A 12,036-nucleotide genomic window follows, 5' to 3' on the forward strand; every position below is an offset into this window, starting at 1 on the left:
GTGTGCGGTCGGGCATCCCATCCAGCGGGAAGCTCATGTGTCAGATGCAGTGGTCAGCAGGACAGGGGTCTGTTCGATGACCGGACGTAGCCGCTGCTCCTGCGGCATCCCAGGCGCCCTTGAATCACCCATTTCGGGATGAAGAGAGCATCTTCGTTTCGCTTGAATGACCCCTCCTTGAGGGCTGAATCGTTCTGAGTCGCTCGCCAAGACGGACGAAGCGACGGGTTGTTCAGCACTCAAGCCAGTGATAGGCGCGGCCAGGGAGGGCAAGCGGAATATCCGCACGTGCAAAGTTCGCACATGCGCGATTACATAGGGGCTCGGTGTGATCGTGACGTCAGCCCCGCGCGTCAAGTGACACGCCCGGCGTGCCGTCCGACCAATGCCCCCGATGGCGGCCCGCTCCCCCCGATGGAAGGACCGCAAGCGTGGGCGTGGAATACCCGAGCGGGCCCGACAAGGGCACCGAAACCGGCGACAAGCCCGCCCCGCAGAGCCCCAGCGACCAGCCGCAGGCCGACGACCCCGGCTCTGGCGAGCAGAAGTCCCGCGTCCAAGAACTCCGCCAATCCGGCTGGAAACTCAACGGCCAGCCAGAAACCAGCACCGAACAGGGCGGCGACCAGCAGACCGGCGAGTCCTCCCCCGCCGACCCGAAGGCCGACAAACAGCACGGCCCGGGCGACCCGCAGGCCGAGGCCGAACCGGAGGCCGAGAAGGAGCCGGAGACCGGCAAGGCCGATCCCGAAGGCGGCTCCCAGACCGGTGACCACGAGCGCGAAACCGACGACCCCAGAACCGAAACATCGGGGACCGGCGGACGCGACCAAGACCCCCGCACGACCGACACTGAACTACGCCAGGCGCCCTCCGAGACGCCCCGCGCCCAGCCCGGAAGCGAAACGGGCAACGGCGCAGAACCCACCGGCGCAGCGGACGCGTCCCAGAACCGGGACAACGGTCGAGAGCCCACCAAAGGCCCCGCCGAACGGACGGAACCGACGCCGGACCAACCACGGCCCGGCACCTCCGAAGCCGCACCGGCCGATCAGACCGCTCCCACCGGCGAAACCAGCGACCGACAGCCCACCGGCCAGACCACACCACACGACGGGCAGGCACACCCCCGAGACACCGAGCCGCGGCCGGCCGAGGTACCGGGGAACGGCAGCGAAGCCAACGGTGAGCGCGACGGCAAGTCCGGCGGCCCGCGGACCGAAGACATCGGCGACACGTCCGAGGCCACCGAAAAGGCCGAGTCCCCGGAACGCACCGCCACGCCGCCAACCGACAATCCCGGCTCCCCCACCCAGCTGTTGTCCCGCACCGAAAGCCTCCGCCAAGCCGGCTGGGAGTTCCCCGGCCTACCGGACAACGGCTCACAGCAAACCGAGACCACCGACGCCGCTCCCGGGACCGGACAGCCACAGGAGCAGGGCGGCCAGGCGCTCCCCCAGCGAGACGGCCGAACCCCGCAAGGCGACAGTCGTACTCCCGAGCACACACCCGCCGGGGACCAGACGCCACCGGGCGAAACCGCCGACCAAGAGCAGGAAGCGGGCACACCGAAGACAGACGAGGTTCGTCCCGTTCCCGAGGCTTCGAACGAGCCACTCCCTACCGAGCAGAACCCGCAGGCCGCAGAAGACGGCGACCAGCCTCACCCCGATCAGGCAGGGGAGAACACCGACCAACCCGTCGGCCCGCCGGAAGGTCGGACGGAAGGCGCATCGGGCGAAGCACAGACCGGGGAGCGTCACACCGAACCCCTCGGCGGCTCCGAACAGAATCCACAGATCCCGGACAGAGAACCCGCAGCCGACGGCCGGACGTCCCAGCCTGAGTCACCCGAGCAGCCCCCGGACGACCCGGCGAACCCGCCCGACACCGAACAATCCAAGCCCCAAGACGACAACACCCGGGACGGCCAACCTCCCGGCGATCAAGACGGCGACCATGATAAGAACGCCGAAGGCACCGACACCGAGCAGCCCCCAAACGAAACCAACGAGACAACTGAGACAAACCCCGAGACCCGCACCAATCCCGACCTTTCCAATGTCTACACCGACAGCCGCGGCCGAGTGCACATCGAACCCCGATATGGACGCGAGCAGACCAGCGAACTGGCACGAAACGAACCGGAAAGAACAGACCCGACCGGCCTCCCAACCCGCGAAGACCTCGACCCAGCCGGAGCCAACAGCAAGCCTGGACGCGGCGAACTCCGTGACCCTGACGAGGATCCAGAGAAGCGGGACTACTTCGAACCCGATCTCGAATCAATGTCCCCATATGAGCGTTTTCGTTACAAAGCTAACGCCAGGGCAGAAAAATTCGAAGAAGTCGGCAAGAAAGGTGGTGCCATTATTGATAGTGTGCTGCGAAAGCCACCCCCTACCGGCAAGGCAGAGGTCGCTGCCACGGGGCCAGAAATAAAGCATTTGCAAACCAATGCAGGGACGGGCGATGCCGCACTGTCACTGGGAGTATCTGCAATCGTAGTCTACGAGGCGGCCCGCCATGGTTACCGGGCAGCAAAACACACGATCAACAGGTTGAGGGAAAAGAGACATGCAAATAACTGACCTCCAGGTGGCCACACTGCAGGCTCAGCTTGCGGGTCGAGGTGACGAGCACCAACGCCTGCTGAGCCAACTCACGTCGAGTGCAGACCAGGCAGGATATTCCGAGCTTCTGGCCGCAGCATTCTTTACTGCCATTAACGATCGTTTTGATGAGGGAGACAGGACGGCCACCCGCGCCGCGATCATCGATTTCATCGCAAACATGCGCTCCCGGACATCGGATATCGCGGAAAATCTGGACCCGGCCGTTGCCGAACAGATGATCTTCCATGCCCTGGGCGAGGGCGAAGTCGACGACATAGATGGCGACACGATGATGCTCAGCCAGATTATCATCCTCGGCGGGCTGGTAGCAGATGCCGAATTCAGTGATTCCGATCTAGAGAAGTTTATGAACAGAATTCGACGGCTAGCTGAAGGCGCATAACTGAATGGCAGATAAATCTCCCCCCAACATCACTCACTTTCACAGGGCTGCCCTGCATTCACTAATCTTCGATCCAGACCAATGGGAATCGAAGTACGCTGAGATGTTAAGCAAAGACGCCAACCCGTCAGGCTACTCAACGCTCCTTGGATTCTCTCTTGGTGTGGCGTTACGTCGAAAGTTTCCTTCGACCTGGTCATTGGCCGATGTAATCAAATATGTCGCCCATTTGCGGATCGCCCTTGGAGGCGAATCTAACCTAATCCCAAGTTTGGCCGAGAAGATCATTCGCCTGCTGCTCAATGATAAATTACTAAAGGATGCGCCGCCTTTTGGCTCTGATTCGGCGGGCGTGTTGGCCACAGAGCATCTTCTACTCATGGCACTCGTCGCGGAAGCCGATCTGGATGCGGCCGCTCTATACGAGTTGATCAATGAGGCTGCGGACAAGGCCAGAGAGTTCGACTGGTCAGCGCTTGCTCTTCAGGGCACTGCGGGTTCGCTACAGGCGGAGGGTACCCGTGCGATCACGGGTGACGTCCAGTAAGAGGTTATCGGCGAACCCTCGCCAAAAGACACCGACGAGGAGAGGGAAAACTCTAGGCCCGACCGGGCGCACTTCCGAGGACTTTGACAATCATTGTCAATCGGCCGTGGTTTATTCGCCGGGCCGTCCTGAGGCAGACAGTAATCACGGACTGGTCTCGGCGCAGCGACGCGCCAGACTTCCCTTACCCGCAATCAACGCCACCGTGGCCGTTTACCTCAAAGACCGGCAGGATGCCTAGCCGTCCGAAGGCCTTTCCGCACCAACTACGCCGTGCCGTCCGTGAGGTGGCGGGTGATGGGCTGTGCTGATGCGAGCGCTGGCGATGTGCCTCCTGACTGCGCTACACCCGGGGTGACAGGTGGGGTTCAATGTCGCCCTGTCGTGAGTACACCGGGTGGGACAAGGCCGTGGCCGGTGAATCACGGTGTCGTACGCTCCGGGTCATGCACAACACCCTGACGGAGCACGCCCGATGTCTCTTCGGGGACGAGTACCGGCCAAGGCCGGAGTGCAGCCTCGAGCACGAGGAGCGCTACTTCATCGAAGAGCTGACCTTCGCGGATGCGGATTCGGTTCTCGCAATGCTGCATGAACTGTGTCCGCATAGGGTCGATGGCCTTTTGCCGGTCTGGGTCCGTAACCTGGCCTACCGACTGGCGCTCTTGCAGCGACCGGACGAGCCTGCATTGATGCGAGAGGCCGCAGAGAATCTCTGGCTGCACGGCCTGGACTGGGACGACATCGCGGCGGACCTGACGCGCTGCGCTGGAAGCGAGCTGAGCTGGGAGCCGCTGGTCACGCTCCGAGACAGAGACGGATCGCCACACTGACGATGCCCTGCCGTGGCAGACGTAGGCGCTTGTCGTAGCACGTCGCTACGGCACGAGATGTCTTGAGCCTGTTGATCATCCGCGCCTCGGGTGCCGGGCAGTACTCCGCGTTGGCGGGTTGGCGCGAGCAGCGCGTGGGGTCGTCGGCCTCTTCGTGGCTTCGCCGATTGCGAAGTCATGTGCTCGCAATTCCGACACATCGCCGTGTGTGGGCTTTGTGATTTGGGCCTCTTGGGCCGAATCGGGCGCGTGAATGTCGCACGTTCAGGTTTTGCACGTGTGGATATTGCGGGTGGCGCTTCATATCGGCGCGCGAGTCGAGCGTTTGTCCGAGCGTGACCATACGATTACTCGATAGTGGTTGCCCGCATAGAGTTAGCGATCAGTACGGATCGTGTCTCCGCGATATCAGGAGGACGGCCATGCCGAGCCCCTACGTCCGCCGCCGTCGGCTGGCGGCTGAAATCCGCAAACTCCGCGAGAGCCGTGGCCTCACGGCCGATGACCTGGCCGGCCTCATGTTCTACAACCGCGCGAAGATCTCTCGGCTGGAGAACGGCCAGAGTCGCCCGGACGTGGGCGAGATCATGAACATGCTCGACATCCTCGAAGTCACCGGCAGCCAGTACGACAAGCTCCTCCAACTCACTCGAGAGGCTGCACACAAAGGCTGGTGGGACCAGTACGGCATGTCGATTGGGCCACGCCAGAAGCTCGCGGCGGACTTGGAGCACAACGCCGCGACCGTCCGCAGCTACGACCAGACGGCGATGCCCGGCGCCCTACAGTGCCGTCCATTCATCGACGCTCTCGTCAAGCTCGACGAGAGCCAAAGGGCTCTCGACTACCAACCGGACCGGATGGCGGAAGCCCGCGAACGGCGGCAGCGCGAACTACTCAGGCCAGACGGACCGGCCTACGAGACCGTCCTCGACGAGTGCGTGATCCACAGGTTGGCGGTACCGCCTGAGGCGATGTCCGCTCAGCTCTGGCACATGATCACGACGATCTCGGAGGAAAAGCGGATCACGGTTCGGGTGCTGATGCACAACGCCCAGCTCCCGGGAGGCTTCCTCCCCCAGTCGTCGTTCTACCTCTACGCCTTCGCCGAGCCCGGCGACCCGCCGATGGCAGTTGTCGACACTGTCACCACCGACCTCATTCTCACCCAGCGTCGTGAGGTCGTGAGGTATACCGGGATGTACGACCGCCTCCGAAAGGCCGCCCTCTCCCCAGAAGACAGCATCGCCTTCCTCGCACAGGTAGCCAACCGGCTGGCAGACCAGGCAGGATCGTGAACATGACCAAGGACTATTCTGGCTGGCGCAAATCCGGTCGCAGCAACCCTGACGGCCACTGTGTCGAGGTAGGCCGAGCCCGCGACGGGACCATCGGCGTCCGCGACACGAAGCTCAACGGCGAGAGTCCCATTCTGGAGTTCACAGGTGACGACTGGCGGGCCTTGCTCCACAAGATCCGTACGGACTGCCACTGACTCTTCGAACATCAGCGGTCTTGAGACCAAGCTGGCTCGCCTCAAGGTTGCTGGCGTAGCTAAGGTCCGGACGGCGCGGCCCTTCCCCAGAAGGACGGCAAGGATGGTTTTGTAGGGCTCCCCCATCTGCTTCGCCTGCGCCATCGCGTCGCCGACGTCCGAGATCGGGTCTTTGTCGCGCACGAACCGCTCGGGACCATTGCGCTGGAAAGCCCAGAAGCTGTCCAGGATGTGGCCGACAGCGTCACGGCCGATACCCGAAGAGGCGGAAGTACGCTGTACCCAATTGGGCCCGAGTTAAGAGACGCCGCTCCTCGTCCAACGCAAACGGCGCATCGTCGTCTCCGACCTCAGGCAAAGTCCTGAGTATCCCATGCCGTATAAGACGGCTCCGCGATTCGCCTCGGGACGCACCCCGGCGTCACCGGCCATGTTGAACGGGTGTCGGCAATTTTCCCGGAGAGCGTCGTGAGTGTTACGGCGGGATGCAGGGCCCTGGGGGGATGACAGGGTTCTTTTGGCGTTCCAGCCGTCCGCCCGGGTCGATTGAGGTCACTATTAGTATTCGGGGTGCTCGGGGAGGCTTGCGAGGAGTTCTCGCACTTCGGTGGCCCTTGTGGGAGCGTCGATCTCGATGAGCAGGTCGAGCGCCTCGGAGTAGGCTCGCCGGGCCCCGGACAGGTGTTCGGTGTGGCGGTGGATGTCGCCCAGAATGCACAGCATCGTGGCCAGACCGGCCTTGTTCTTGATCTCTCGATGGAAGTCGATGGCAGGCTTCAGTACTTCCTCGGCGTCGGCGAAGCGGCCGAGGCCGTCGTAGGCCAGGGCCAGGTGCCATGCGCACCAGATGATCTCATCGCGGTCGTCACGCTGCCGGCCCAGGGCCATGGCGTGTTCCAGCACGCGGGCCGCGTCCGCGTGCCGGCCGAGTTGGCGGTAGGCGTCGGCAATGTGCGCTGACAGCCAGATCTCGCCCGCCGCGTCGTCCTGGCGCTCGTAGATGGCTTGTGCCTGAGCATAAAGGTCGAGGGCCTGTTCAGGATGGTCTAGGTCGCACTGGAAGTCACCGAAGTGGGTCAGCACCCACGCCTCTTTGCCGGGATCGCGCATGGAGCGGACCACTTCGAGCGCGCGATCATAGAGAGGCGGCGTTTCGGTCGCGCGCCCCAGGATTCTGCGGGCTTCGGCGAGGTGGATCAGCGATCCGAGCTCGGCGGGGGCGTCCCCAGTGCGATGCGCCGACTGAACGGCGAGTGTCTTTACCGTCTCCATCTCCTCCCACTGCCCGCGGTAGAAGAGGAGTCCATAAAGCGATTCAGAGATCCCTACGACAAGTTCGTGTTCTTCCGCCTCCGTGGCGGCCTGGAGGTTCGCGTGGACGTTAAGGGATTCGTCCGCGAACCATGCGATCGCCTCGGCCGGAGGCTGTTCGTGCGCGCCGGGTTGCGACATCCACTCGTGCAGGCGATCGGCGTACCAGTTCAGTGCGCGCCGGAAGGCGTCCCGCCGGGTGGACGGTGACTCCTCGGCCGTCATGCGTTCCTTTGCGTACAGCCGGAGAAGGTCGTGGAGGCGGTATCGGTCTTCTCCCGCAGGCTCGATCAGATGACGGTCCGACATCTCCCCGAGCATGCGCTCGGCGTGCTCGTCGTCCACGTCGCCTGTGCGGGCGACCAGTTCGGCGGTGAATTCCCGTCCTGCCAGGACGCCCAGGTGGCGGAACAGCGATGCCGTGTCAGGCCGCAGAGACCGGTAGCTGAGTTCGAAGCTGCTGCGCACTCCCCTGTCCTCGCCTTCGAGGCGGGAAATACGCCTGCTCTCGTCCTGAAGATTGGTCAGGTAGCGTGCCGGCGATCTGCTGTTCATCACGATGTGGGCGGCGGCGATGCGTATCGCCAGCGGAAGCCCGGCCAGGAGCCGCACGATCTGCTGGACGGATGGCCGGTCGCGGTCCGCCACCTCGGTGCCGACGATCCTTTCGAACAGCCGGAGTCCGTCGGGATCGGGCAACGGGTCGAGGCGGAGCCGGTCGGCGCCGTCCACTGACGCCAGCGTGGTGCGGCTGGTCGCGATCACGGCCGTGCCGGGTGACTCGGGCAGGAGCGTGGCGATCTGCCGTCCTTCGGACACGTTGTCGAGCAAAAGGAGGCCGGGCCCCTTTGCCAGTTGCTCTTGGTATTTGCGCTGACGCTGGACGGGGTCATGCGGCAGCTTGTCGGCGGGTATGCCGAACGCGGCCATGACCTCCACCATGACGGCGTCCACAGTGGCGGCCGCCGCTACATCCACGCGGATGCGCGCATAGGTGAAGGTGGCGGCGAGTCTGTGGGCGAGTTCGTTGGCCACCTCTGTCTTCCCGACCCCTGCCATGCCGTGGAAGACGACCAGCGGACAGGTCTCGGTCAGCCGTTCGGTGAGCAGAGCCCTCGCTCTGGCGATGACCTCGTCCCGATCCGTGAAGTCCGGAAGCGATCTGTTCAGCTTCATGTGGCCTTGGGAGAACGGAGCGGTGCCGGTCGGGTGTGGGAGGCGGATCAGCTCGTCCAGCCGGAGTTCCCGGCCCCAGGGCGTGTCCCGCATCGTGTCCGCCCACCGGTCCAGCGGGGCGACCGTGAGCACGGACGTCCCCTGGGCTGCGTGGTGTTCGATCACCACGCCGACCGCGAGTGCGCTGTGCCCGGGGTGCCGGGCGAACACCAGCGCCCCGGACATCCCCTGCCATTCGCTCACACCTCGCCCATCGGCCGAACGCGGGTCTGACTCGACACGCAGTTCCATCGACTCCATGCGTAGGTTCGAACCCGTCGGTATCGCGCCGCGCACGTGCGCGGTGTCGCGTTTTGGGACCTTTTTCGACGGCTGCGGGCGCTCTTTCCATCTGGGGTAGCCGACCGTCCAGCACCCGGTGATCTCGTCCGTCTCGGAGCGATGGATACGGGCGAAGCGGACCGGGTCCAAGCCGACGGGCGAGAAGTCGCCGGTCACCGCGAGGAGGGCGAGGTCCGTGGATTCGTCCACCGTCACGATCTCGGCCGGGTGCTCCGTCTCATCGACGAGCCGGACGAGCAGTGTCTCGGCGTCCAGGACGTTGTGCGCTGCCGACAGCACCCATTGCCGACCGACCAGGTAGCCGGATCCCACGGTCCAACGGCCGCCGGGGCCTCGACGCAGGATCTCGACGGCGCGGGTCTTGAGTTCGGGCATCTCAGGGTTTTTCTCCGAGTCCGCGCGTTACCTTTAGCGGGTTTCCGTCTCCGTCGAGTGGGGCTTCCAGCGTGACCGTTACCCGCTGAATCTCCTCCCTCCGATAGGAGCCGTCACCGCCCAGTTCGATGACCCAGAACTTCGCCTTGCCGGACGCCCCGCCCTGCCGCGTGACTCCGACGTGGAATTCGAGTTGTATCTGGCCGACACCGAAACCGAACTCCGAGTCCTTCCCCGCCTCCAAGGCTTCCATCAGCTCGGCGCGTAGTGCGGCGATGCTTTCCGCAAGTCCGAGTTGGCCCACGAAATCCTCCTATATCAGCATTCCGTCGAAGGCGGGGTGGAACCCCGACCGGCGCGGCAAGGGAGCCTTCACGCCGGATGTCCGGTACTCGCGCTGCCCCCTGTCCCGATCTTCTACGACCTTCGTCGCCTTGAGGACCCTTTCGGGCGCATGCGGCCGGAGAAGGCCAATACGAGATCACGACTTCCCTCCCGGCAACGGCTTGATTTGCTTGGACCATACGAGTTCGGCACGCTCTTCATTCCGAGTAAAGGCGCCTTACGTTGAGGCTCGGCCCCCGCGCGCCGGAGGCGTGCCGTGACGTAGCGGCCGGCGATCTTCATCTTGCCCCCAGGAACGGGCCGTGGTCCTCGGCGGCGGCTGTACGGACTACCCGCATTCCTGGCAGACGCGCCAATGCCGATAGGCGGGGCGCTGCGGGGTGCCGATGTCGACGGCCGGTGACGGCCCCGGCCCGTCAGGGCAGGTCACACCGGCCATCACCGGTCAGAAGGGCAAGGGCGTCTCCCCGCTGTGATGGGCGTAGCGGCGGAGGTCGTCCACAGTGACGGGGACCGTGTCCAACTGGACGCTGAGACGGGTCAGGAAGTCCGCGGCCTCGTCGGCGCCGAGCTTCCGGGACGCGGCGACGCGGGTGAGCATGCGTTCCAGGATGGCTTCGCGGCGCAGGCGGGGATCGTCGCACCACAGCTGCAGGATGTGGCTGTGGAACGTCACGTAGGGGCCGAGGCGGACCAGGGAGAAGGTCCCCTTGCGGCCGCCCGTCGCGTTACGGATGTTGTAGCGGCCGGGGGGGCAGGGTGAGGCGCAGGACTCCGGCGTCGGTCCATTGGAGATGGGCCGGGTCGATGTCGCGCTCGGCGAGCCAGCCGCCGAACTCAGCGCGGACGTCGCCGGAGTCGCCCGAGTCGAGAGTGCCGGTGAGGGCCGGCCAGCCGAGGCAGAGCAGGGCGGTGCCCGGTTCCGGCATGAGGATCGTCCCGGGGCCCAATGCCCGATGGGCCAGGCCGCGGTCGTGCAGTGCTCCGAGCGCGTCGCCGAGGTGCGGGAGGGTGCTCGCCAGCAAGGTCAGTTCGTCGCGGGCGGGGATCGGCCGGGTGCGGGTGAGACGCTCACGGAGCGTCGCGGGCGACTGCATCGCCGTCACGATGGTGATCGCCTCCGCCGTCATCTCCACACCCAGCAGGGACGGCAGACCGGGGAGGGAGGGCAGGTCGAGGAGCAGCGCGGCCTCGTCGGCGAGCACGGCCCGCAGGCGGCCGGTGCCCGGGGGCGATCTGCGTAACCAGGCATCATTGACCAGTACGCCATACTTGCCGGGCATTCGGGGGCGGATGCCCGGGTCACGTTTGGCGGCACCCGCCACCACACCGCCTCGGGCCGGGCCCGGCACCTGCTCGTCCGGCGGCGCGAGCGTCGGCACCCCCGCCAAGCCGATCGAAGCTGGACTTGCTCAACCGGGAGGACACGGAGGCTGACTCTTGCCATCGAGCCAGTACGGATGATCGAGCTTCAGCTTTCCCTGGTATTTCACGATGACCACATCGCGGGTGTAGGTGGTGCCGTCACGGTACTTTCCCCTGACACGCAGAGTCTGTCCACCGCCCCCATCCCATGACTTCAGAATGGCGGGCATGTTGTTGTCGGGCCACGGGCAGTAGGCCGCGGCGTTGGCGAACACGTCGAGGCAATCGCCATTGCTCATCGCAATGTGTTCCCGGCAATACTCGGGAATGCCGCCACGAGAGTTCGGCCCGACGTCCTGCACCGCCGACTTGAACGCGTCCCGCGCCTTCGCATCCGCACTCATCGCGCAGCCGGAAGCGGCTTCTGCCAGGGCCGACGCGAGGACCGCCGCCGCGATGACACCTCCATACCGCAACACCAGGACCCACCCCTGAAGATCGAAACGGACAGCATTTCCCGCATCGGGACGACCGACCCGGCCTCGCGCGACCGCACTTTAGCGCGGGGAATCCGGGACCGGTCCCGAATCTCGTGGTGAGCCGGGTGCGTTCGGGTTCCGGGCGGCGGGCTCGATGATCGCGGCGATCCGGGACCGACCGGTGGGGGGTCGGGGGTCAGCGCTGGTCAGCCGCAGTGAACCTTCCTGCCGGTCAACTCGCCCGTGTGCGCGCCGTCGGTGTTGATGAAGGCGTTGACGTACAGGCACCGATGGCGGGCGTAGACGTACAGCGGCCCGGCGTACCAGTGGTTCCTCTTGCTGTAACCGTCGTACTTGCAGTTGCCGTACTTGGTCCTGGCCGCGTTGTAGACGCAGAGCTTGAGCCGGATGTTGTACAGCGGCGTCGAGCCCTTGCGGACGGCCAGCGCGCAGTTATAGCCGTTGGAGTTGTTGTAGTAGACCTTGAGGTAGCCGCGGACCTTGGAGTTCACGTAGATCGAGTGGGTGCTGCGCAGCGCGTATCTGGACCCGCATGACGGGCCTGCCGCGCTCGCCGGTGTGCTGGGGGCCAGCACGGTCGTCAACGTCAAGGTGGGAAGCATGACGGCGGCCAGGCGCAGCGCGCGCCTTCCAGTACTGATCACGAGGTGTACCGTACGGCGGCCCGGCGGGTTCCGCCAGAGGTTCATGGACTCCGGTGACCTCGGCGTCCTGGCCGGCACGGGCCAG

At 65.0% G+C, this 12,036-nt stretch carries 12 protein-coding genes; 6 read left to right on the forward strand and 6 right to left on the reverse strand.

Annotated elements, in window-relative coordinates:
* Window positions 1–431 precede the first annotated feature (431 nt).
* From ACQPZP_RS28550 to ACQPZP_RS28575, 6 genes are all read left to right on the forward strand, one after another.
* Window positions 432–2,591 (forward strand): hypothetical protein, encoded by a 2,160-nt coding sequence (locus ACQPZP_RS28550; RefSeq protein ID WP_433472810.1) that lies wholly within the window; start codon window positions 432–434, stop codon window positions 2,589–2,591.
* A gap of 7 nt (window positions 2,592–2,598) precedes the next feature.
* Window positions 2,599–3,018, forward strand: coding sequence for a hypothetical protein (locus ACQPZP_RS28555; RefSeq protein WP_433472811.1), 420 nt, complete (start codon window positions 2,599–2,601; stop codon window positions 3,016–3,018).
* A 4-nt stretch (window positions 3,019–3,022) separates the two neighbouring features.
* On the forward strand, window positions 3,023–3,565 hold the full coding sequence (locus ACQPZP_RS28560) for a hypothetical protein (RefSeq protein ID WP_433472812.1): 543 nt from the start codon (window positions 3,023–3,025) through the stop codon (window positions 3,563–3,565).
* A 446-nt stretch (window positions 3,566–4,011) separates the two neighbouring features.
* Window positions 4,012–4,398, forward strand: coding sequence for a hypothetical protein (locus ACQPZP_RS28565; protein ID WP_433472813.1), 387 nt, complete (start codon window positions 4,012–4,014; stop codon window positions 4,396–4,398).
* 422 nt (window positions 4,399–4,820) lie between these two features.
* Complete coding sequence (locus ACQPZP_RS28570; RefSeq protein ID WP_433472814.1) at window positions 4,821–5,696, forward strand: helix-turn-helix domain-containing protein; 876 nt, start codon at window positions 4,821–4,823, stop codon at window positions 5,694–5,696.
* A gap of 2 nt (window positions 5,697–5,698) precedes the next feature.
* Window positions 5,699–5,893 carry a DUF397 domain-containing protein gene (locus ACQPZP_RS28575; protein ID WP_433472815.1) on the forward strand — a complete coding sequence of 65 codons (195 nt, stop codon included), beginning with the start codon at window positions 5,699–5,701 and terminating at the stop codon, window positions 5,891–5,893.
* Between the two features lie 558 nt (window positions 5,894–6,451).
* Here ACQPZP_RS28575 and ACQPZP_RS28580 read toward each other — a convergent pair.
* The 6 genes from ACQPZP_RS28580 to ACQPZP_RS28605 all read right to left on the reverse strand — a co-directional run bounded on the left by ACQPZP_RS28580 (window position 6,452) and on the right by ACQPZP_RS28605 (window position 11,951).
* Entirely contained in the window at window positions 6,452–9,097 is a 2,646-nt protein-coding gene (locus ACQPZP_RS28580) for a tetratricopeptide repeat protein (protein WP_433472816.1), read from the reverse strand.
* A 1-nt stretch (window position 9,098) separates the two neighbouring features.
* Complete coding sequence (locus tag ACQPZP_RS28585) at window positions 9,099–9,401, reverse strand: trypco2 family protein (RefSeq protein WP_433472817.1); 303 nt, start codon at window positions 9,399–9,401, stop codon at window positions 9,099–9,101.
* Between the two features lie 486 nt (window positions 9,402–9,887).
* Window positions 9,888–10,118, reverse strand: coding sequence for a hypothetical protein (locus ACQPZP_RS28590; RefSeq protein WP_433472818.1), 231 nt, complete (start codon window positions 10,116–10,118; stop codon window positions 9,888–9,890).
* Window positions 10,119–10,170: 52 nt separating this feature from the next.
* Window positions 10,171–10,833, reverse strand: a complete 663-nt coding sequence (locus ACQPZP_RS28595) for a hypothetical protein (protein ID WP_433472819.1) — start codon at window positions 10,831–10,833, stop codon at window positions 10,171–10,173.
* 21 nt (window positions 10,834–10,854) lie between these two features.
* A complete protein-coding gene (locus ACQPZP_RS28600; protein WP_433472820.1) occupies window positions 10,855–11,286 on the reverse strand; it encodes a hypothetical protein in 432 nt (143 codons plus the stop codon).
* 206 nt (window positions 11,287–11,492) lie between these two features.
* A complete protein-coding gene (locus ACQPZP_RS28605; RefSeq protein WP_433472821.1) occupies window positions 11,493–11,951 on the reverse strand; it encodes a hypothetical protein in 459 nt (152 codons plus the stop codon).
* Between the last annotated feature and the right edge of the window lie 85 nt (window positions 11,952–12,036).

It is taken from the genome of Spirillospora sp. CA-142024 (assembly GCF_050942325.1).
GTDB lineage: Bacteria > Actinomycetota > Actinomycetes > Streptosporangiales > Streptosporangiaceae > Spirillospora.

Bases quoted from the DNA above. Each gene is read 5' to 3' on its own strand.
- ACQPZP_RS28560 (WP_433472812.1), top strand. From the start codon at position 3,023: ATGGCAGATAAATCTCCCCCCAACATCACTCACTTTCACAGGGCTGCC.
- ACQPZP_RS28565 (WP_433472813.1), top strand. From the start codon at position 4,012: ATGCACAACACCCTGACGGAGCACGCCCGATGTCTCTTCGGGGACGAG.
- ACQPZP_RS28570 (WP_433472814.1), top strand. From the start codon at position 4,821: ATGCCGAGCCCCTACGTCCGCCGCCGTCGGCTGGCGGCTGAAATCCGC.
- ACQPZP_RS28575 (WP_433472815.1), top strand. From the start codon at position 5,699: ATGACCAAGGACTATTCTGGCTGGCGCAAATCCGGTCGCAGCAACCCT.
- ACQPZP_RS28580 (WP_433472816.1), bottom strand. From the start codon at position 9,097: ATGCCCGAACTCAAGACCCGCGCCGTCGAGATCCTGCGTCGAGGCCCC.